Raw genomic sequence first — 20,413 nt, 5'->3', positions numbered from 1 at the left:
CAGAAATTCCCGTCTAGCGCCCACGACGAACCAGCACGCTGGATAGTCCCTCGGGCAGCACACGTATGATCAGGATGACAGCAAACAGCATGCCGATCTGGCCGATGATCTGCCCGTAGCTGGCATTCAATGCCATTCGGATCATCGCCAGGAACACCGCGGCCGGCGCGGTTCCGAGCAGGACATTGGCGCCGCCGATCACCACGGTGACGAAGCTCTCGACCACAAAGGTCGCGCCCATGGTCGGGATCAGCGTCATGGTCGGCGCGTAGAGCGCGCCGCAGAGCCCCGCGAGCGCGGTGCCGATGCCGAAGCTGATGGAATAGATCCGCCCGGTGCGCGCGCCGAGCGCCTTGGCCATCGCCGCGTTCTGCATCGTGGCGCGCGCGATCACGCCAAAGCGCGTCTTCATGAAGATGATGTAGAGGCCCGCAAGGACCGCTACCGCACAGGCAAACAGCACCAGCCGGTAGGTCGAAAACGTGTAGCCCCCGATCGCGAAGCTTCCTTCCGGCGTGCCAATACCGCGCACCGCGGAGCCGACGATCAGCAGCATCGACTGCGTCACGATCAGACTGAGGCCCCAGGTCGCGAGCAGCGAGTCGAGCGGTCGCTTGTAGAAGCGCCGCACGACGAGGTACTCGACGATCATGCCGATGATCCCCGCCGTCAGCGCGGCCAGGATCTGCGCGATCGGAAGCGGCACGCCGAGATTCACGAGCCCCACGGTGACGTAGGCGCCGCACATGATGAACTCGCCATGCGCCATGTTGATGACGCCCATCATGCCGAACACGATGGCCAGGCCCGCCGCCGACAGGATGAGGAACGCGAAGACATCGGCGAACTGATAGAATACCGAGAAGAGTTCAGCCGACATTCCGGTCTCCCTGATCGCGGCGCCGCATCATTGCGGCGCCGGCTCGCCTCAAAGCCGCGGTGCAAACACGAGCAAGATTCGTGCCTGCGCGCATCACGACTTGCTGGGAAGATGACTCGGCGTGTACTGATCCTTGTCGTTCTTCTTGGTGAGGTCGCAGCCGATCTCGCCAAGCCAGTAAGGCTGGATGGTGCCGTAGTCCTTCTCCACCGTCACCTCATGCTTGGGCCCGACCGAGATCAGGCGCATGCGGTGCGACGTATGCTGGCTCTTCGGGTCGATGCAGACCTTGCCCTCGGGAGCCTCGATGCAGGCATCCCCCGTTGCGATCACCTTGCGCATGTCCTCGAGCTTGGTCGACTTGGCCTTCTCGACCAGCGCCTTGTACATGTAGAGCGCGTTATAGGCGTTGTAGCCCATGTCGTTGATGTAAAGCTCGTCGGGGAATTTTGCGTGCCAGCGCTTCTTGAAGTCGTTGGCTTCGGGGGTATCGATCTCCTCGAACCAGTTCGCGGTCGCATGCATGTTGTTGAGCGCCGGCGGCTTGAACCGCTTGTGCTCGAAGCCGAGCATGATCTTGATCGAAGAGCCCATCGGCAGGTTGAGGTTGGCCGCGGCCGCCTGCTCGAAGAACGAGTCCTGCGCCGCGCCGACATTGATCGTCAGCAGCCAGTCCGGCTTGGCCTTCTGGATGTTCTGGATCGTCTGCGCGAACTGCGACACGCCGAGCGGGATGAATTCCTCGCCCACGACCTCGCCGCCGAGGTCCTTCATGATCTTGCGGTTCCACTCCGCGGAGATCTGGCCGAAATTGTAGTCGGCTGCGATGACGTAGACCTTCTTGCCGAACTTCTGGACCATCCAGGGGATCAGGGTTGAGAACTGCTGCTCCGGCACCGCACCCATGCTGATCATGCTGGCGTCGCAGACACCGCCTTCATACTGGTTCGTATAGAAGTACGGCGTGGTGGTGCGATCGACGATCGGGCGCAATGCCTCGCGCGATGCCGAGGTGATGCCACCGATCAGCACGTCGACCTTGTCGCGATTGAGCAGCCGTCGGCCGAACTCCTGATAGCGGGCATTGTCACCCTGGGGATCGAGATGAATCAGCTCGATCTGCCGGCCGAGAATGCCGCCGCTCTTGTTGATCTCCTCGACCGCCAGCTGCGAGCCGTGCAGCTTCGGCATGCCCATGAAGGCGAGATCGCCGGAGACGTCCTCCAGCAAGCCGACCTTCAGCGGCGGCTCCGCCGCCTGGGCGGCACCTATTGCCGCGGTCCCGAGCATTGTACCAAGCAAAGCCATTCCGACTATACGCCCCGAATACATCGCGATGTCCTCTGTCGTTGAAGGATGTTTTGAAGTCACGCCTTGAGGTAATTCTTCAGGATCGACGCCCCCATCGTGTATTTGGGATCGACCATGTTGCCGAGCCGCATGCGGCCGGCCTGGCTGAGCAGCATGTAGGCGTCGATCTCGTCGAAGCCGTAATCGGCGCTCATCCAGCGCACGAGCTCGCGATAGGCGATGCGCGCCGCGTCCTCGAGCGGGCGCGCGCTGCCGATCGTCATGATGAAGTCGCGCGTCTCGAGCCGCGGCCAGGCGAAGCTCCAGTTCTTGATCAGATCGATCTGCAGCGTCACCGTCGCGCGCTGCTCCAGCGCGACGCCCGAGAGCTCGCCATCGCCCTGTGTGGCGTGGCAGTCGCCGACATAGAGTAGCCCGCCTTCGGCATGCACCGGCAGATAGATGATCGCGCCCGGTGCAACGTCGGGCAGGTCCATGTTGCCGCCGTGATAATCGGGCTGCAGCGAGGAGATCGCCTCGATCTCTGGCGAGACGCCGATCGTGCCGATGAACGGTTCATAGGGCAGCGTGATCTTGTCGTTCCAACGCACGCCGTTGCGGTCGACATGCAGCTTCCTGACGCGTTCCGGCAGCGGCGGGTTGAGCAGCGCCGTGGATGCGGTCCCGACCAGGCCGCCGAACTCCGGAATGATGCAGGTCGTTCCCGCCGGCTGCGCGCCGCGGGTCTCGACGTCGCGGATATGGACGGCGAGGCAATCACCCTTCTTGGCGCCCTTGACCGCGATCGGCCCGCATTGCGGGTTCAGATAGGGGAACTTCAGCTTCGCCGTAGGACTGTCGCTTTCGCTGGTGAGCACGCCGCCGAAGGCGTCTTCGGTTTCGACAACGACGACCCCACCCGGGTCGATCGACAGGGTCGGCTTGGCATAGGGCCCATAGACGTAATGGAAGCCACCCTGCTGCTCGATCGTCAGGCTATGGGTCGTACCGATCGCGCCCTTGGCAAGGGCGCGCTTGGCCATGATGGAACTCTTCAACCAATCTTCGGTCATGCGGTCGGCTCCTCAATTCAGATCGCGGGATGGCGCTTGTGCCAGTCGGTGACGCGCTGGAAGGCATCGCCCGCGCGAACGAGGCTTGCTTCGTCGAAGTGGCGGCCGACGAACTGGAAGGCGATCGGCCCGCCGTTCGGCGCGAAGCCGCCGGGAAGCGTCACGGTCGGGCTGCCGGTCATGTCGAACGGACAGGTGAAGCGCAGCAGCCCGGTAATCAGCGACGGATCCTCACCCAGCGCCGCCATCTTGGCCAATGTCGGCGCAGCGAACGCCTGGGCCGGAACGGCGATCAGATCGACCGTCTCGAACAACAGCCGCACCGCGCCGCGGAACGCTTCGCGCCGCAGCACGATCTTCTGGTAATTCATGCCGGATTGCGCCCGGCCGAGATCGAGCAGGCCGGCGAACGCCGGACCATATTCGTCCTTGCGTGCGGGATAGGTCTCTTCGTGCGCGACCGCCACTTCGATGCCGCACAAGGGGAACCAGTCCTCGATGACGGCCTTGGGATCAGGAAACGTGATGTCCTTGATCTTCGCGCCGAGATCGGCAGCAACGCGCAGCCCTTCGCTGAGCACCTTGCCGGCAGCCTCGTCGGTGCCTTCGATGGTCCAGCGCCGATCAACCCCGATCGTCACGCCGCGCAAATCGCCGGACAGACCGGCGAGATAGTTCGGCACAGGCAGCGGCACGGAGGTGGTGTCCTTGGGATCCTGGCCGGCAATCACGGCGAGGATCGCGCCGCAATCGGCCGCGCTGCGCGCCATCGGCCCGATGTGATCGAGCGTTGCCGCGAGTTCGAACGCGCCATAACGGCTCACGCGTCCCCAGGTCGGCTTCAGCCCGGTGATGCCGTTGGCGGCCGATGGAAAACGGATCGAGCCGCCCGTATCGGTGCCAAGCGAGCCGAAGCAAAGCCCCGCGGCGGTGGCGACGCCGGAACCGCTCGACGATGCGCCCGACCACAAATCCGCATTCCACGGATTCTTCGGCGGATCGATCTTCGGGTGATGGTCGGCATAGGCGCCCTCGGTCTGCTGCAGCTTGCCGAGGATGACAGCGCCGGCATCCTTCAATCTCGCGACGACCGTGGCATCCTCGCTCGGCCGGAAGTCCCGGTGAATGGTCATGCCATGCGCGGCCGGAGCGCCCTTGGCCCAGCACAAATCCTTGACGGCGATCGGCACGCCGTGGAGCGGTCCCTTGATCTTGCCGGACGCGATGTCCTTCTCGGCTGCCGCCGCTTCAACCAGCGCCGCCTCGCCCATCACATAGGCGTAGCTCTTGAGCTTGCCGTCGAGCTGCTCGATCCGCCCGAGCATCGCCTTGGTCACCTCGACCGGCGAGAGCTTTTTGGCCTGGATTTGCTGCCCGATCTCAATGAGCCCGAGATAGTGAAGATCCGTCGTCGGCATCGTTTCTCATCCCCGCACTTGACATGACGCAAGCGCAGGCACTGCCCATCACCGCGCATGCGCCTCCGGCTTGGCGGCACGGACGTGTCGCCAATTTGTTTAGCGGCAAAAGCAAAAAACCACCCGCCCCTCCGAAACGAAGGTGACGAATGGCCCAAATGCCGCGGCTATGAACTATCGCATGGGTCCGGAGTCGAACGGAGCACTCTGCGCGGCGATCGGGACGTCATCGGCCAGATCGACGCACGCAAGGTTCGACAGGAAGCCCTGTAGGAGAAAATTCTAAGGAGGTGTGCAGCGCGTTGTCAACGAGGCTGGCTGCACAAATTTCGCGAGGTGCATGCGCAGCAAATCGGCATGACCTCTTGCACCGACCTCTGCGAAGATGATCTCCTTGATGCGTTGCGCGGCCGAAAGTACTCAATGACCAAGCCCTCCATTCCAGTCGGCATCATCTGCTCGCAGCACGGGCCCTATCAGGCCATGGGACGCGAGATCCTGAAGAGCGCCATGATGGCAGTCGACGAAATCAACAATCAGGACGAATTCGACTTCGCGATATCGGCGCATGTCCGCGATCCCCGCGGAATCATTTCGGAGTACCACACGGTCTGCGACGACCTCATTCGCAACGTCGGCGTCGAGCATATCATCGGCTGCTACACCTCGGCCTCGCGCAAGCAGGTGCTGCCGATCGTCGAGCGTACCGACCGCCTGCTCTGGTATCCGGCGCGCTACGAGGGGTTCGAATGCTCCGACAATGTCATCTATGTAGGCGCCTCACCCAATCACAACGTACTGCCGCTGGTGCGTTACGTGCTCGATAATCTGTCGCGCGAGATCTTCTGTGTCGGCTCCAACTACGTCTGGACCTGGGAAACCAATCGCGTCACCCGCGAGCTGGTGACGGCGGCCAAAGGACGCATTCTCGCCGAACGCCTGCTCGAACTTGGTGAAAGCGCGGTCACGCACATCGTGGACGAGATCGTGCGGCGCCGGCCGCCGGTCGTCTTCAACACCTTGGTCGGCAGTTCGAGTTACGACTTCATCCGCGCCTTTCATGCGGCGACCGCCGCGGCTGGCCTCGAGATCCCGATGCTGAGCTGCAGCCTGTGCGAGCCCGAGCTCAAGATCGCGGGTCCTGCATCGGCCGGATGCATCACATCGTCGGCCTATTTCGAGAGCATTCGCCTGCCCGAGAACCGGGCCTTCGTGGCGCGCTGGAAGGCGCGCCACGGCGAGCACAGCAGCCCGTCCGTCGACGGGCAATCCGCCTATGTCGCGGTCTATCTGCTGGCCCGGGCGCTGCAGCGCGCGGGCACATCCGATATCGGCGAGGTGCGGCGCGCCGCGGCCGGCCATCGCTACAATTCGCCGCAAGGTCCGGTCTGGATCGACGGCAGCAACAACCACTGCGTCCTGACGCCGCGGCTGGCCGTCTCGAACGCCGAAGGACAGTTTGACATCTTCTGGGAAGCTGAAGCGCCGGTTAGACCGGATCCCTATCTGACGCAGCTCGACATCGCCGCCAGCCCGGCAAGGGATGGAACGTTGCCGAATGCGCCGCATTTGCGGGTTGTGAAATGAGCAAACCGTCTTCATTTTCGCTGCGGGGCCGCAAGGCGCTCGTCGCCATCAAGGATGAGCGCGATGCCTCGATCGTCAGGCGGCAGTTCGAGCGCCTCGGGATCGAGATCGTCATATGGGAGCCCGGTGCCAGTATCGACTGCCGTCCCGACGTGACGCTGATCGATGACGAGTTCCTGCCGCTCACCTCGCCGGCACAGCGGACGTCGCTTGGACGAAGCCCGGTCATCGCCCTGCTCGGCACCGAGACGCCAAGCCGTCTGAAGCTGGTGCTCGACCTCGATCCGGCGTCATTCCTGGTGAAGCCACTGCGATCGGCCGGCATCTATGCCGCGCTCGTCCTGGCTTTCGAGCGAAGCGAGCGCACCAGCGAGCTCAAGCAGCAGGTGCTCAAGCTGGAGCAGCGGCTGCGATCCCGCCGCGTCGTGCTTGCCGCGGTCCTTCAGGTCATGCACAGCCATGCGCTGGCCGAGCCGGCTGCGTTTGCGCTGATCCGCCGCGCCGCCATGGAGCAGCGCAAGACGATCGAGGAACTTTCGGCGGAGATCACCGCGAAGGGCTCCCTGCCCCGGGCAACGGGCTAGAGCCGGTCGTCTATTTCTTCAGTTCCGCGTAGAGCTGCATCACCCGTTGCGGCAACACCTCGATGCGCGGCACCCGGAGCGCATAGCGCTCGCCGAAAATCCGATCGAGCTGGGGAAATCTTTGCTCACCGATGCCGAAGGCAAAGATATCGGTGCCGCGCCGCCGCAGCTGCTGCGCGGCCCGGCGGGCGTCCTCGACGAGATATTGCCTGTCCGGCACGTCGACGTCGGACGGCTCGCCGTCAGTCAGAACCAGCAGCACTTTCCGGAACGCGCGTCGTTCCGCGAGGTAGCCCCCGGCATGGCGCAATGCCGCGCCCAGCCGCGTGGAATGGCTGCTGCCAAGACCCGCGAGACGTGAACGAACCACGGCATCCATCGGCTCCGCAAAGCCTTTGATGCGCAGATAGCGCACGCGCTCGCGGCCGTCGGAGCTGAAACCATGCACCGCGATCGCATCATTGGCGGCCTCGACCGCCGCCGCCATGATCGCAGCCGCCTTGCGTTCGACGTCGAGGACCGTCCGGCCGCGGCGGTCACGGTCGGCGGTCGATTGCGACAGGTCCAAGAGCAGCAGGATGGCGAGATCGCGCGGTCCCGGCGCATCGCGCTGGTAAACCCTGGGCTCGCTGATATTGCCGGTGCGCCGCTCGATCGTCAGGGCGATCGCCGCGTCAATGTCGAGCGCGTCGCCGTCGCGCTGGCCCTTGTGTCTGATCCGGCGGCCGATCGACGCGTCGCGGGTCAACTCCGTGATCCAGCGCATCGCGTCGGCGTCCGTCGAGGAATCGAAGGGCTGTGCGGAAACGGCGGCATCGGCTTCCAGAATCGTGGTCCAGTCCGGCCGCTCGGTACGCGCCGCATAGTCCCATTCCGGGTAGGTCGCGACCGGAAACCCGTCCAGCAGCGTTACCGCGCTGGCCTTCGCGCGCAGCGTCTCGTCCGGCCTGGCGTTGTCGTCGGCCGGCTGACCACCCGCATCGTCGCGCCGCTCGATCCGGACGGAATCGACGGCAAGTTCGATCGTCTCGGCCGGACTGTCCCGCTGGTCGCCGAAATCCCACAGCGCCAGATTGTCGTCGCGATAGGCAGGTTCGACGACGTAGCTCTTGGCGTTGAACTGCAGCCGCATCTGACCGATGTCGTTGCCGAGCAAACCACCGATCTCGCGGCTGATGGCGGGATCGGTCCAGCGGCCGGCGGCAGCGGCAAACAGCGTCCGCCCCTTGGTCACCCACGCATCCGGATCCTGATAATCGGGATCGATCAGCGCCCGCGCCAGCCGCATCATCAGTCCGGCTGCGGTTGCCTGGCCGGCTGGCGTCGCGCTGTGAAATGGCAGCCACAGCCGGCGCAGCCCCGGCATCTGGTAGAGCGCCAGCGCCTCGACCCGGGCATCCTCGATCAGCGAGACCAGCGCGATCTGCAGCGCCTTCAGTCGTCGCACCGGAAAGCGGACGGTGGAATGCACCAGATGCGCGCCGGCATGCGAGACCGCCGCGAGATAGACGGCGTCGGCCGCCTCGTCCTCGAAGCCGGGAAAGGTCTGCGGAAGACCGACGAGGCCGGCGGCGAGCGAGGTCCGCCGCGGCACCGGCGTCGGTGCAACGGCAAGTTTGCGGAAACGCGGCTTTCTGTTCCACAACGCGATCGTGGTTGCAGCGAGGCGCTTCTCCAGCCGCGCGAAATCATCCCCGCTCCGACCGGCTGCGAACAGCTGCGCCGAAAGCTGATCGTCGAGCGCGAAATAGGCGCGGCGGCGCGATGCGCGACTGCCACTGGCGCGCAAGCCAGCGGAGACCCACGCCGCAAACTCCTCGCCGCCGGCATGCGTCAGAAACTGCCCCAGCCGGCCGATCGCGAGCCCCGCCGACTCCGGCCCGGTGGCTGCGAGTTCGTCGAGCGCGGCGAGAACCGCGGTGAGTTCTCCTGCACCCGCAAGCCGGGGCAGCACCTTGGACAATTCGGTCAGCAAGGCATGGGCGACACGGCTTCCGGCACCGCAGCCGATGTCCCTGACCGCGCGGCCGATCGCGATCAGATCATCGGCCGATCGCTGCGCCGGCCATTGCTCCGATAGACGCAGAAAACCCTGCACCACGGCTTGACCGAGATTGGCCTCGAACAGGGCGTGCACGGCCTCGTCCCAGACCGCCAGGTGATCGAACCAACCAGTTCGCTGCAGAGCGGTACGCGCTGTCTGCACCGCCGCAGCTACATCGTCATGGCCGCGCAAGAGTGCCGCAAGCCGACGTCCGGACCGGAAGCTATCGAGCGAACTGATTTGCGCGACCGCCACCTGCAATCTTCCACTTACCCACAGGCCGAGATCACGTCGCGCAACGTGTTCCTGGTGTCCGCATCATCGGTCAGGGGAACGACGATCGTGGTCTCGCAGGCCTTTTCGAGGCTGATGCCGCATCCGATCAGTCGGCCGGCATTGACCAGCATCCGGGTCGAGGCACCTTCGTCGAGCCCCTGGCCTTTCAGGTTGCGGCTGTGCTGGGCGATCTTCACCAGGAGATCGGCGAGGTTCGGCTCGATACCGGCTTCGCGCGACACCACCTCGGTTTCGGCCGGCCGATCAGGATAGCCGAAATCCAGCGCCGCGAAGCGCTGCTTGGTGGATTCCTTGAGGTCCTTGATCGCGCTCTGGTAGCCCGGATTGTAGGAAATCACGAGCTGGAAGTCGGAATGGGCGTGGATCAATTCACCGCGCTTTTCCAGCGGCAGCACACGACGATCGTCGGTCAAGGGATGGATCACGACCGTCGTGTCCTGGCGCGCCTCGACGATCTCGTCGAGGTAACAGAGCGCGCCAAGGCGCACCGCTGTGGTGAGCGGCCCGTCGCTCCACACCGTGCCCTCTGCGTCGAGCAGCCAGCGCCCCACCAGATCCGCCGCCGTCATGTCCTCGTGGCAGGCCACCGTGATCAGCGGGCGGCCGAGCCGCCACGCCATATATTCGATGAAGCGGGTCTTGCCGCAGCCGGTGGGCCCTTTCAGCATCACCGGCATGCGGTTGGCATAGGCCGCACCGAACAGTTCGACCTCATCCTTGAGCGGCCGGTAATACGGCTCTTCCCGGATGCGGTACTGATCAAGCAGCAAAGCGGGATTGGACAAGCTCACGCCTCCCATGATCGCGCAGGCAGCCGTTCGCAACCGGTCGATATCACGATGCGAGCAGCTCCTTGAGCTTGCTGTCGATGAAGTCGACATCGACCGGATTGGTCCCCGGCCCGCCGGCGAAGTGGCCCCAGATCGACGGTACCGGCACGAACTTGGCGTTCGGCATGTTCTCGACCTCGAACTCGCTATCCTCCGGCGGGAAATAGAGATCGGTCTGACCCGGCATGACATAGGCCTTGGCCTTGATCGCCCGCAGCGCGGCCTTGAAGTCGCCGTTGTAGATTTCGTTGTCGCTGATGTCGCCGTGCTGCCAGGTCCACAGCATGGTCAGCAGGTTGTTGGGATCCTTCGGCAGGAAGAAGCCTTCCCAGAATGCCACCAGGAAATCCTCCAGCGACGAATAGCCCAGCGTCTTGATGTCGAGCTGCTCGCGATAGAAGGCCTGCGAAAAGCCCCAGCCGGCATAGACACGCGCGGCGGCGCGCAGGCCGCGGGCCGGCTTGTCGGTGTACCAGCCCTCCTTCCACGCAGCATCCGCGGTGAGTGCCGCCTTGACGCCTTCGAGAAACACGAAGTTGTGCCGCGAGCATTTGGCCGAGCCGCAGAACGGCGCCAGGAGATCCATCATATCGGGATAGAGCGCGCCCCAATGGAACGTCTGCAGCGCGCCCATCGACCAGCCGACCACCAGACGGATGTGCTTGATGCCGAATTTCTCGGTCACCAACCGGTGCTGGGCGCGCACATTGTCATAGGCCGTCACCTGCGGAAAACGCGGTCCATTATACGGTTCCGGCGTGTTGCTCGGCGACGACGACAGCCCGTTGCCGAGCATGTTCGGGATGATGATGAAGTACTTTGCCGGGTCGAGCGCCCTGCCCGGTCCGATCAGCCATTCATTGTCGTAGTGCTGGCCGGAGTACCAGGTCGGATAGACGATGACGTTGTCCTTGGCTGCGTTGAGCTGGCCATAGGTCTTGTAGGCGAGCTTGCAGTCGCGAATGGTCGCGCCGCGCTGCAAGGTCAAATTGCCGAGATCATGGATCTGATAGTCGACGCTCATTGATGTACCCTTCTTGCTTGATCGAGCTGATCGCTTACGCCGGACGCGCCACCTTTTCAGTCGGAGACTCCACCCGTGCGATCGCACCGTACACGATGCCTGCGACCACCGCGGCGGAGATCGCAGTGGACAGTCCCGGCATCAGGTTTTCAACCGCAAAGGCAAACAGCGACCCGATGCCCCAGGCGATGAACGGCTTCGCACGCCAGTCGACGTCCGCACGCGCCTCGGCCCGTAGCAGATACTGATCGACCAGAATGATCGCACCGATCGGCGGCACGAGGATGCCGAGCAGCGACAGCCACTGTATGAAGAACGCCCAGACATTGCCGGCAGCAACCAGGATGCCAAGCGCGCCGAGCACCACCGCCATCAGCCGCATATTGGTCCCGAGGATGCGCGACCAGCCGGTGGCCGCGTTGTACAGGCAATGCGAGCAGACCGAGCCGAGATTGGCATAGAGGAAGATGAATGCGAGGATGCTGAGCCAGGTGAGCTGCTTGCCGTTCATGTAGCCGAACATGTTGTCGACACCGAACGGGTTGGCGTTCGGCACGGCGAGCGCCGCCGTCATCACGCCGCCGACCAGCATCGCGACCAGATTGGCGAACGGAAACGCGCTGAACGTGGCAAACAGCGAGGACCGCGTGCTCGGCGCCCAGCGATTGAAGTCCGCCGTCACCGTGCCTGCGTCGATGAACAGCGCGAGCACCACGGTAAGCCCGACGCCCATCGACATGCTGGCGACGCCATTGTTGCCGGCATAGCCGAAGATCGCCGCCGACGTCGTGGTCGAGGCGGCATCGGCCGCGACCCAGAGGCCAAGCACGACAAACAGCGGCACCGACGCCAGCCCGATCCAGTGCAATCCCTTCACGCCGACGAAGGTGATCCCGATATAGAGCACGCCGGCGACGATGGTCATCGCCACATAATTGAGGCCGTAGGTCGAGGAGATCAATGCGCCGGTGATGCCGGTCTGCACCGCATACCAGCCGAGCAGCAGGGTCGACAGCAGGCCCGACGCCAGCACGTAGCCCTTCTTTCCGAACACGATGCTGGCGATCAGCGCGAAGTTCATGCCGCGCCGGGTGCCGATCAGGCCGAGCGCGCCCACATAGGCGAACATGATCAAATTGCCGACGATCATCGCCACCAGTGCATTCTTGAACCCCATGCCCAGCACCAACAGCGATCCGGTCATCGCGCCGGTGATGATCATCGGAAAGCCCAGCCACACCATCGTGACCGAGAAGGCGCTGCGCCGGGCGCTCATCGGCACCGGCTCGTGCTCGAATTCATGGCCGAGAAGGTCGTCGATCTGCCCTTCGGTCTGCTGAACCAGCCCGCTATTCGATTGACCGCTCATGATGTCCCCCTGTTTCCTCCGCGAGGAAGTGTCCGCCGTTGCATCGAACCACGCCGGCGCGAAACATCGCGCCGGCGCCGATCATCGATGTCACTCAACGATGTGCGACTTTCTGGTTCGGAATGCCCTCGATCGGACATTCGTCGGTTCCGACGGTCGGACGGGTCATGGCCTCGACCATTTCCCGGGTGCCCTCGGGGTCCGTGATCCAGTTCTTGTAGAAGGTGTAGGGGCAGACCGCGTGCCCCCGATCGCCGTCGCCGGAGTTGATCAGGCCGGTATAGCCGCGGTGCATCAGCTTGAAGAGATGGTTCTGCGACTGCATGTTGCGGCGGGCGTCGCGGATCAGCGACACCGAGAGCTGCGCGTACTGGATGCCGTTCTCCTCCGTGCCGCACTCGCCGAGCGTCCTTCCGTCGAAACCGATGAGCGCGGAATGGCCGAAGTAGGAATAGACGCCGTCGAAGCCAGAGGCGTTGGCGACCGCGACGTAGCAGTTGTTGGCCCAGGCCATCGACTTCGATATCTGGATCTGCTGCTCCTTGGCCGGATACATGTAGCCCTGGCAGCGCACGATCAGCTCGGCACCGCGCATCGCGCAGTCACGCCAGATCTCCGGATAGTTGCCGTCGTCGCAGATGATCAGGCTGATCTTCAGCCCCTTCGGCCCGTCCGAGACGTAGGTGCAATCGCCGGGATACCAGCCCTCGATCGGTACCCACGGCATGATCTTGCGGTACTTCTGGACGATCTCGCCCTTGTCGTTCATCAGGATCAGGGTGTTGTACGGCGCCTTGTTGGGATGCTCCTCGTGGCGCTCGCCGGTCAGCGAGAACACACCCCAGACCTTCGCTTTGCGGCAGGCGTCCGCGAAGATGCGGGTCTCCTCGCCCGGCACGGACGACGCCGTCTCGTACATCTCCTTGGAGTCGTACATGATGCCGTGGGTCGAGTATTCCGGGAAGATCACGAGGTCCATGCCCGGAAGGCCGAGTTTCATGCCCTCGACCATCTTGGCGATGTTGCGCGCGTTATCCAGCACCTCGGCCGTGGTGTGCAGGCGCGGCATCTTGTAGTTCACCACGGCAACGCCGACCGTGTCCTTGCTGCTCGATATGTCTCCATGCAACATGTCTCGACTCCCTTTCCTGAGCGATAATTCCCGCTACACGGCCATGTGCAGCTGGATGAGATCATCGGTGAGCTCACCGATCGCGCCCTTGGCGACGACGCGTCCCTTTTCGAGCAGCGCGAAGCGGTGAGACGCGCGCCGCGCGAACGCGACATTCTGTTCGACCAGCACGACTGTGATGCCGCGCTCGCGATTGAGACTGACGATCACGTCCTCGATCTGCTCGACGATGTTCGGCTGGATCCCCTCGGTCGGCTCGTCCAGCAGGATGACCTTGGGCTTGGCCAGCAGCGCCCGCGCGATCGCAAGCTGCTGCTGCTGGCCGCCGGAGAGATTGCCGCCATAGCGATTGAGAAAGTCCTTGAGTACCGGAAACAGCTCGAGCACCCACTCCTCGATTCCGTTGGCCGATTTCGCCGCGAAGGTTCCGAGCGTCAGGTTCTCCCGCACGGTGAAGCGCGGCAAAATCCCGCGGCCCTGCGGCACGTAGGCAATACCGGCCTTGGCGCGCTGATAGGTCCGCAGCGGCGAGATGTCGGCACCGTCGAGCGATAGCCGTCCGGTGCACCGGTCCATCAGGCCGAGGATGCTGCGCATCAGCGTGGTCTTGCCGACGCCGTTGCGGCCGAGCACCGAGAGGAATTCGCCATTGCCAACCATCAGGTTGATGCCCTGCAGGGCGCGGCTGTTGCCGTAGAAGGCGTCGACGTCGGTCAGCTCAAGCATGGCTGATGCCTCCCGATCCGAGATAGGCTCGGCGCACTTCCGGATGCGCCTCCACTTCCGCCGCGGTGCCCTCGGCCAGCATCTGGCCCATATGCATCACGGAGATGATGTCGCCGATCGCCTTGACGAAGCCCATGTCGTGCTCGACCACGATCAGCGTGTGCTTGCCCTTCAGCCGTGCGAACAGTTCGGCGGTCTTGCGGGTTTCCTGCGCCGTCATGCCCGCGGTAGGCTCGTCCATCAGGATCAGCTCGGCGTCCTGGGCGACCAGCATGCCGATCTCCAGCCACTGGGTCTGACCGTGCGACAGATAGGCGGCCGGTCGGTCGAGCTGCTCGGTGAGCCCGACCAGCTCGGCCAGACGCTCGACATGCTCGCGTCCTGAATTGCCGATGTTCCAGCGCAAATTGCCAAGCACGGAGGTGCGACGCGCCCGCGCCACTTCGAGGTTCTCGGAGACCGACAGCTCGCGGAACACGCTCGGCACCTGGAATTTGCGGCCGACGCCGGCGCGGGCGATTTCGTATTCCTCAAGATCCTGCAGCGCGGTGCCATCGAAGCTCACCGTGCCGGCGCTCGGCTTGACCTTGCCGCAGATGATGTCCAGCGCGGTGGTCTTGCCCGCGCCGTTCGGCCCGATCAGGCAGCGCAGCTCGCCCTTGCGCACGCTCATGTTGAGTGAATTGAGCGCCTTGAAACCGTTGAAGCTGACCGACACGTCGCGGAGATCGAGATGGGAGCTCATGTGCTGCCCTCCGTCTGGCCGACGCCTTGCGCCACCCCGCCCGCGGCCGCATGGCGGCGCTGCACGATCCAGCGCAGCACGACCTGCGCAAGGCCGGCGAGCCCCTTCGGCAAAAACAGCACCACGAGCACGAACAGCGCGCCCATCACCAGCGTCCAGGTTTCCAGGAACGCCGCTGACTCCGACAGCGCGCCCTGCATGCCCGCCACCAGCACTGCGCCAAGGAACGCACCGACCAGGCTCTGCCGGCCGCCGACCGCGCACCACACCACCACCGAAAGAGAGAGCTGCACGCCGAGGAAGGTCGGCGAGGCAAACTCCATCACCACCGTGTAGAGCATGCCGGCAAGGCCCGCGATCGCCGCCGACAGCGCGAACACGAAGATCTGGTAGAGCGCGACGTCGTAGCCGAAGTAGCGCACCCTGCTCTCATGGTCGCGGATCGCCTGCACGATCAGTCCGGCCTTGGTTCTCGTGAAGGCAAAGGCGACAAGCAGGCTGAGCAGGACACAGCTGGCCACGAGATAATAGGTAGCCCGGCCATAGGCATCGAACGCGACGCCGAAGATCTCGAGCTGGGCGAGATCGGTGATGCCGTTGAAGCCGCCGGTGTAGCTCTGCTGGTCGATGATCACGAGATTGATCACCACCATGGTGGCGAGCGTGATGATCGAGACATAGACGCCGGTGACGCGGCCCCGGAACATGAACCAGCCGAGCGCCGCCGCAACCAGCGCCGGCACGATCAGGCCGGCGGCGATCGCGAAGGTCAGCGAGCGGAACGGCTCCCAGAACCACGGCAAATGCGGGACATTATTCCAGACCATGAAGTCCGGCAGTCCGCTCGCTCCGGTGTGCACCGGGACGGTCTTGAGCTTGAGCGCCATTGCCATTGCGTAGGAGCCGAGCCCGAAGCTCATCGCCTGGCCGAGATTCAGGATGCCGCCGAATCCCCAGGACAGCCCGAGCGACACAGTAAGGATGCCCAGCACCAGATAACGCGCGACCTTGTTGAGCAGGAAGTCGTTGTTGAGCAGCACCGGCAGCGCGAACACCACGGCAGAGACAATGAGCAACGGTGCAAGCTGCGCGATCAGGCGCTGCAATCCGCTGGAGTTAGGAACATGCGACGGCATAGATGAGCGATCTGTCTCAGGCCCGCACGCGTGCGGTGAAAAGCCCCTCGGGGCGGAACCGGATGAGCACGACGATGGCGAGCAGCACGATTGCCTTGGCCACCGTGTCGTTCTGCAGGAAGGCAATGCCGCCGGAGAGCTCGCCGAGGATGAAGGCGCTCGCCACGGTGCCGGCGAGGCTCTGCACGCCGCCGAGCACCACCACCATGAAGGCATCGACCACATAGCCGGTGCCCATATCGGGCGACACGCTCTTCAGCGGCGACACCAGCGCGCCAGCCAGTCCCGCAAGGCCCGCACCGTAGGCGAAGGTCAGCGCATAGACCCGTTTGGCGTTGATTCCGAACGAGGCAGCGACGGAACGGTCCTGGATGATCGCGCGTAGCTTCATTCCGACCGTGGTGCGGTTCATCAGCAACCAGGTCGCCACGAACAGTGCGATCGACACCACGAACAGGAACACCCGATAGGACGATACCGAGATGCCGAACACGTCCATGCTGTCGGACAGCGCCGGCGGCAGCTGCACGTAGCGCAGTTCGCTGCCGACCATCAGCCGCACCGCCTGCTGCAGCATGATGCCGACGCCCCAGGTCGCAAGGATCGTGTCCAGCGGCCGGTTGTTGAGCAGGCTCAGGACGTAACGCTCAATGACCCAGCCGAACGCGGCGACCACGAAGAAGATCGGCACCAGGCTCGCGAGCAGGCCGAGCCCGAGATAGGTATGGAACACCCAGGCCGCGTAAGCGCCCAGCATCACGAACTCGCCATGGGCGAGATTGATGATGCCCATCGAGCCGTAGATGATCGACAGGCCCAGCGCGACCAGCAGCAGGATCGATCCGATGCTGAGGCCGGTGACGATTTGTTCGATGAATTGGTCCACGTCGGGATCCGCTTTCGATGTTCGCGTTGTGCGCCCTGCCCCTCGCCCCCGTTCGTGCGAGAGGCAGCATTCGTTTCGGGACGCTGGCCGCCGGCGCCGCACGCCGACGGCCTTCGTCAGCCCCCGTCGTCAGCTCTTCTCGGCCAAGCCCTTCTCGGTGCATGACTGTCCGGGATAGGCCGCGTAAGGCACCGGCTTCAGCCACTCCTTGGCCTCGACGAGAATCTCGAACTGTCCGTTCGACTTCGCCTGCGCGATCTTGGGCCACAGCCAGGTGTGCAGGTTCTCCGGCTCGATCCGGACCTTGCCCTGCGGTGCAATCACTTCCTGGCCCTTGACCGCGTCGCGGATGTTCGGCGGCGTGAGATCGCTGGTCGCGAGCTTCTCGACCGCCTGCTTGAACAGGTAGGTCTGGAAGTAGCAGGCCTCCGACACGAAATGCGTCACCTTGTCGGCGCCCCAACGCTTCTTGTAAGCCTCGACGAACTTCTCGTTCTCCGGCGACTTGTGCACCATGAAGTAAGGCGCCGAGGTGAAGTGACCGGCGGCCGCCTCGCCGCCCATCGCAGCGACTTCGTTCTCGGAGGTCGTGAGACTCGCCATCGGCATCTTCTCGGGATCGAGGCCGGCCGCCTTGTACTGACGATGCAGCGCGACCACGGAATCGCCGACCACGGTGGAAAAGATCACGTTCGGCTGAGTCGAGCGGATCTTGTTGATGACGGAAGAGAATTCGGAATGGCCGAGCGGCACATATTCTTCCGCCACGACCTCGCCGCCGAGTTTCTCAAGCAGCTTCTTGCAGTAGTTGTTCTCTTCCTTCGGATAGATGTAGTTGGAGCCGATCAGGTAGAACTTCTTGCCGAACTTCTTGACCAGCCAGGGCACGAACTCGTCCTGCTGCTGGTTCGGCACCGCGCCGGTGTAGATGACGTTCTTCGAGCACTCGCGGCCTTCATAGAGCGTCGGATACCAATAGAGATTGTTCTGCCGCTCGAACACCGGGAGCACCGCCTTGCGGCTTGCCGAGGTGTAGGAACCGAACACACTGACGCATTTGTCGCCGACGACGAGCTTGCGAGCCTTCTCCGAGAAGGTCGCCGGATCGGACGCGGGGTCCTCGACGATCGGCACGATCTTGCTGCCCTTGATGCCGCCTGCGGCGTTGATCTCCTCGATGGCGAGCAGCGTCGCCTTGTTGAGCGATTCCTCGATGATCGCGGTCGTTCCCGTCAGCGAGAACAGCACGCCGACCTTGATCTCGCCGCCGGCGGCGTAAGCGAGGTCGGCGTTCTTGATCCAGATGTGCGGCAGTCCGGCGCCGGCAAACGCGCCCAGCGCCGCGGTATTCCTCAGCAAAGTCCGCCGTGAAATGCTCATCCCTAGCTCCCTTCAGGACTGAAAAAATAAAAAGCCCTCCCGATGCGCGCTTACGCGAGCATTGGGAGGGCTTTGTTGCCGGTTGTGTCGAAGGCGGCGCTGTCGCCGCCGGCCCCGCTATTGGGGCTTACTGTTGATGATCGTAGCCAAGCAGTTCGAACGAGTCAACAATCGCCGCGGCGACTGCACTTGCCGACACGCGACGATCCATCGCCTGTCGTCTGATGAAGCCATAGGCTTCGGTTTCCGGCATCTGCCGCGTCGCCATCAGGATCGCCTTGGCGCGCTCCACCGTGCGCATCGAGCGCAGATTGTCATCCAGCTTCTCGATCTTGCTGCGAAGCCGCCGTTCATAACCAAATTGACTGCGCGCCAGCACGAGACTGGACAGCACGGCATTCTGCGTGAACGGCCGCGGCAGCACGGCGTTCGGCGTCGCATGACACAGCGCATCGGCGTGAACGGTTTCCGTCGCCGGCAGGATCACAACCAGCGCCGAGCGCGCGTCGCCGGGAATCCATGGCAGGCGCCGCGCCAGGTCAGGGGAATATTCGCAGTACACCACGTCGGCATCGGCGGGTACGCTCTCCGGCATCGGCCAGACCTGCCGCACCCGCATCCGGAACCGCTGCAACTCGCGCAGCAACATGCCGACCTGATCGTCGACCGGCGCGACCACCACCGCCGACAAATCGGCAAGTTCCTGAACCATGGTCTTGCGTCCGCCGACGTCTCGGCTCAGCGACGGCTTACGCGACATTTCGTTCATTGGACGCTTCCTGTTTGCGTTGCACGACCATATCCGATCAGGAACGGATCCGCATGCACCGGCTCCTTCGACTGGCTGACGACATCGAACTGCCCCTGGCGGTTGGCGCGCCCGATGCGGGTCCAGAGGTCGGTATGACCCGACATCGGGTTGACGGTGACGGCACCTTGCGGTGCATCAAAGCTGGTGCCGAACACCATCGAGCGGAGAACTTCGGTGTCGAGTGAATTGACCTGCTCGAGCGCCTTCGCGAACAGATGCAGCTGGAAATAGGATGCTTCGGCGCACATGTTGGTTGAGATATCGGCGCCGAACCGCTTCTTGAAGCGCTGCACAAACGCATTATTAGCGCTGCCCTCGACGCCCTGGAAATACGATGCGGCCGTGACGTGTCCCTCGCCGACGTCGAAGCCCATGGCGGCAATTTCCGCTTCCGTCGTGGTCAGGCTGGCGATCGGCACCTGCTTTGGATCGAGCCCGACATTCGCATAGGCCTGATAAAGGAACACCGTGCCCTCGCCAACGACGGTCGAGAAGATCACGTCGGGCCTGACACGCTTGATATCCTGGATGATCGGCACAAAATCCTGCCAGCGCGCATAAACATTGACATAGCGCTCGCCGACCACCGAGCCGCCGTTGCTCTTGAGCAGCTCCCGCATCACCCGGTTGGACTCGCGCGGATAGATGTAGTCGGACCCCACGAAATAGAACCGCGTTCCGATCGTATCCATCAAATAGCGGCACAGCGCGAGGCTGTTCTGGTTCGGCGAGGCGCCGGTGTAGATGACGTTGGGCGACGCCTCGAACCCTTCGTAAAGCGTCGGATACCAGAGCAGACCGTTCAGCCGTTCGACTACCGGCAGCACCGCCTTGCGGCTCGACGAGGTGTAGCAGCCGAAGATCGTGCTGACCTGATCCTCGATCATCAGCCGCTTGGCGTAATGACCATAGGCGGCCGAGTCCGATCCGGGGTCATAGGCAACGGGAACCAGCTCGCGGCCGCAGACGCCGCCCGCTTCATTCACCTCTTCGATCGCGAGTTGCGTGCCCTGATACTGGGTCTCCTCGATGACCGACATGAAGCCGGTTCGCGAGAACAGCACTCCTATCCGCCACGGAGCGGATGTCGTTTGGGTAAGGTTCGACATGATCAGGCCCTCGACAGAATTGGAGGGACGAGAGGGATTATTGTTCTTGTTGCTCTCGAACAGCATTGCCGGCTGCGGAAGATTGCATGCCA

The 20,413-nt window shown here is 63.6% G+C and carries 18 protein-coding genes; 2 read left to right on the top strand and 16 right to left on the bottom strand.

All coding sequences use genetic code 11. The annotated features are described in order from the left end of the window. Positions 1 to 13: 13 nt before the first annotated feature. The 4 genes from ACVMB1_RS07310 to ACVMB1_RS07295 form a co-directional block, all read right to left on the bottom strand. Entirely contained in the window at positions 14 to 880 is an 867-nt protein-coding gene (locus tag ACVMB1_RS07310) for an ABC transporter permease subunit (protein WP_016845722.1), read from the bottom strand. 93 nt (positions 881 to 973) lie between these two features. Then, positions 974 to 2,188, bottom strand: a complete 1,215-nt coding sequence (locus ACVMB1_RS07305) for an urea ABC transporter substrate-binding protein (RefSeq protein ID WP_253624086.1) — start codon at positions 2,186 to 2,188, stop codon at positions 974 to 976. Positions 2,189 to 2,247: 59 nt separating this feature from the next. Continuing rightward, positions 2,248 to 3,243, bottom strand: a complete 996-nt coding sequence (locus tag ACVMB1_RS07300; RefSeq protein ID WP_456815928.1) for an acetamidase/formamidase family protein — start codon at positions 3,241 to 3,243, stop codon at positions 2,248 to 2,250. Between the two features lie 17 nt (positions 3,244 to 3,260). Beyond that, complete coding sequence (locus tag ACVMB1_RS07295) at positions 3,261 to 4,661, bottom strand: amidase (RefSeq protein WP_456815927.1); 1,401 nt, start codon at positions 4,659 to 4,661, stop codon at positions 3,261 to 3,263. Between the two features lie 423 nt (positions 4,662 to 5,084). On the opposite strand from ACVMB1_RS07295, the gene ACVMB1_RS07290 reads away from it, so the two are divergent. Together ACVMB1_RS07290 and ACVMB1_RS07285 are read left to right on the top strand one after the other, a co-directional pair. After that, on the top strand, positions 5,085 to 6,248 hold the full coding sequence (locus tag ACVMB1_RS07290; protein WP_057015928.1) for a transporter substrate-binding domain-containing protein: 1,164 nt from the start codon (positions 5,085 to 5,087) through the stop codon (positions 6,246 to 6,248). Further along, positions 6,245 to 6,832, top strand: a complete 588-nt coding sequence (locus ACVMB1_RS07285) for an ANTAR domain-containing response regulator (protein WP_057015927.1) — start codon at positions 6,245 to 6,247, stop codon at positions 6,830 to 6,832. Before ACVMB1_RS07290 ends, ACVMB1_RS07285 begins: the two co-directional genes overlap by 4 nt. A 10-nt stretch (positions 6,833 to 6,842) precedes the next feature. Here ACVMB1_RS07285 and ACVMB1_RS07280 read toward each other — a convergent pair whose 3' ends face one another. The 12 genes from ACVMB1_RS07280 to ACVMB1_RS07225 all read right to left on the bottom strand — a co-directional run bounded on the left by ACVMB1_RS07280 (position 6,843) and on the right by ACVMB1_RS07225 (position 20,321). Continuing rightward, on the bottom strand, positions 6,843 to 9,131 hold the full coding sequence (locus tag ACVMB1_RS07280) for a VWA domain-containing protein (RefSeq protein WP_456848352.1): 2,289 nt from the start codon (positions 9,129 to 9,131) through the stop codon (positions 6,843 to 6,845). Positions 9,132 to 9,145: 14 nt separating this feature from the next. Beyond that, positions 9,146 to 9,973 (bottom strand): AAA family ATPase, encoded by an 828-nt coding sequence (locus ACVMB1_RS07275; protein ID WP_456814226.1) that lies wholly within the window; start codon positions 9,971 to 9,973, stop codon positions 9,146 to 9,148. A gap of 34 nt (positions 9,974 to 10,007) precedes the next feature. Continuing rightward, positions 10,008 to 11,027, bottom strand: coding sequence for an alpha/beta fold hydrolase (locus tag ACVMB1_RS07270; RefSeq protein WP_057015925.1), 1,020 nt, complete (start codon positions 11,025 to 11,027; stop codon positions 10,008 to 10,010). 34 nt (positions 11,028 to 11,061) lie between these two features. Then, positions 11,062 to 12,396 (bottom strand): purine-cytosine permease family protein, encoded by a 1,335-nt coding sequence (locus ACVMB1_RS07265; RefSeq protein ID WP_225647403.1) that lies wholly within the window; start codon positions 12,394 to 12,396, stop codon positions 11,062 to 11,064. A 94-nt stretch (positions 12,397 to 12,490) separates the two neighbouring features. Continuing rightward, a complete protein-coding gene (locus ACVMB1_RS07260) occupies positions 12,491 to 13,528 on the bottom strand; it encodes an aliphatic amidase (protein WP_456814225.1) in 1,038 nt (345 codons plus the stop codon). Between the two features lie 33 nt (positions 13,529 to 13,561). Further along, entirely contained in the window at positions 13,562 to 14,254 is a 693-nt protein-coding gene (gene urtE, locus ACVMB1_RS07255) for an urea ABC transporter ATP-binding subunit UrtE (protein WP_050386944.1), read from the bottom strand. Continuing rightward, positions 14,247 to 14,999, bottom strand: coding sequence for an urea ABC transporter ATP-binding protein UrtD (gene urtD, locus ACVMB1_RS07250; protein ID WP_057015922.1), 753 nt, complete (start codon positions 14,997 to 14,999; stop codon positions 14,247 to 14,249). The genes urtE and urtD overlap by 8 nt, the downstream gene beginning before the upstream one ends. Continuing rightward, entirely contained in the window at positions 14,996 to 16,135 is a 1,140-nt protein-coding gene (gene urtC, locus ACVMB1_RS07245) for an urea ABC transporter permease subunit UrtC (protein WP_229189288.1), read from the bottom strand. The genes urtD and urtC overlap by 4 nt, the downstream gene beginning before the upstream one ends. Positions 16,136 to 16,151: 16 nt before the next feature. Beyond that, complete coding sequence (gene urtB, locus ACVMB1_RS07240; RefSeq protein WP_057015920.1) at positions 16,152 to 17,021, bottom strand: urea ABC transporter permease subunit UrtB; 870 nt, start codon at positions 17,019 to 17,021, stop codon at positions 16,152 to 16,154. 129 nt (positions 17,022 to 17,150) lie between these two features. After that, positions 17,151 to 18,401: a transporter substrate-binding domain-containing protein gene (locus ACVMB1_RS07235; RefSeq protein WP_456848350.1), complete on the bottom strand. Its 1,251-nt coding sequence runs from the start codon at positions 18,399 to 18,401 to the stop codon at positions 17,151 to 17,153. Between the two features lie 127 nt (positions 18,402 to 18,528). After that, the gene (locus tag ACVMB1_RS07230; protein WP_016845707.1) at positions 18,529 to 19,170 is read right to left on the bottom strand and encodes an ANTAR domain-containing response regulator; all 642 of its coding nucleotides are present in this window, start codon (positions 19,168 to 19,170) and stop codon (positions 18,529 to 18,531) included. Beyond that, complete coding sequence (locus tag ACVMB1_RS07225) at positions 19,167 to 20,321, bottom strand: transporter substrate-binding domain-containing protein (protein WP_253587281.1); 1,155 nt, start codon at positions 20,319 to 20,321, stop codon at positions 19,167 to 19,169. Before ACVMB1_RS07225 ends, ACVMB1_RS07230 begins: the two co-directional genes overlap by 4 nt. Positions 20,322 to 20,413: the final 92 nt, after the last annotated feature.

This window comes from Bradyrhizobium sp. USDA 4504 (assembly GCF_054063995.1).
This window is presented reverse-complemented; position numbering and strand designations above follow the sequence as displayed.

What these genes read in the sequence shown, in the direction of transcription:
- ACVMB1_RS07310 (WP_016845722.1), bottom strand. Translation starts at nt 880, where the DNA reads ATGTCGGCTGAACTCTTCTCGGTATTCTATCAGTTCGCCGATGTCTTC.
- ACVMB1_RS07305 (WP_253624086.1), bottom strand. Translation starts at nt 2,188, where the DNA reads ATGGCTTTGCTTGGTACAATGCTCGGGACCGCGGCAATAGGTGCCGCC.
- ACVMB1_RS07300 (WP_456815928.1), bottom strand. Translation starts at nt 3,243, where the DNA reads ATGACCGAAGATTGGTTGAAGAGTTCCATCATGGCCAAGCGCGCCCTT.
- ACVMB1_RS07295 (WP_456815927.1), bottom strand. Translation starts at nt 4,661, where the DNA reads ATGCCGACGACGGATCTTCACTATCTCGGGCTCATTGAGATCGGGCAG.
- ACVMB1_RS07290 (WP_057015928.1), top strand. Translation starts at nt 5,085, where the DNA reads ATGACCAAGCCCTCCATTCCAGTCGGCATCATCTGCTCGCAGCACGGG.
- ACVMB1_RS07285 (WP_057015927.1), top strand. Translation starts at nt 6,245, where the DNA reads ATGAGCAAACCGTCTTCATTTTCGCTGCGGGGCCGCAAGGCGCTCGTC.
- ACVMB1_RS07275 (WP_456814226.1), bottom strand. Translation starts at nt 9,973, where the DNA reads ATGGGAGGCGTGAGCTTGTCCAATCCCGCTTTGCTGCTTGATCAGTAC.
- ACVMB1_RS07270 (WP_057015925.1), bottom strand. Translation starts at nt 11,027, where the DNA reads ATGAGCGTCGACTATCAGATCCATGATCTCGGCAATTTGACCTTGCAG.
- ACVMB1_RS07265 (WP_225647403.1), bottom strand. Translation starts at nt 12,396, where the DNA reads ATGAGCGGTCAATCGAATAGCGGGCTGGTTCAGCAGACCGAAGGGCAG.
- ACVMB1_RS07260 (WP_456814225.1), bottom strand. Translation starts at nt 13,528, where the DNA reads ATGTTGCATGGAGACATATCGAGCAGCAAGGACACGGTCGGCGTTGCC.
- urtE (WP_050386944.1), bottom strand. Translation starts at nt 14,254, where the DNA reads ATGCTTGAGCTGACCGACGTCGACGCCTTCTACGGCAACAGCCGCGCC.
- urtD (WP_057015922.1), bottom strand. Translation starts at nt 14,999, where the DNA reads ATGAGCTCCCATCTCGATCTCCGCGACGTGTCGGTCAGCTTCAACGGT.
- urtC (WP_229189288.1), bottom strand. Translation starts at nt 16,135, where the DNA reads ATGCCGTCGCATGTTCCTAACTCCAGCGGATTGCAGCGCCTGATCGCG.
- ACVMB1_RS07235 (WP_456848350.1), bottom strand. Translation starts at nt 18,401, where the DNA reads ATGAGCATTTCACGGCGGACTTTGCTGAGGAATACCGCGGCGCTGGGC.
- ACVMB1_RS07230 (WP_016845707.1), bottom strand. Translation starts at nt 19,170, where the DNA reads ATGAACGAAATGTCGCGTAAGCCGTCGCTGAGCCGAGACGTCGGCGGA.
- ACVMB1_RS07225 (WP_253587281.1), bottom strand. Translation starts at nt 20,321, where the DNA reads ATGTCGAACCTTACCCAAACGACATCCGCTCCGTGGCGGATAGGAGTG.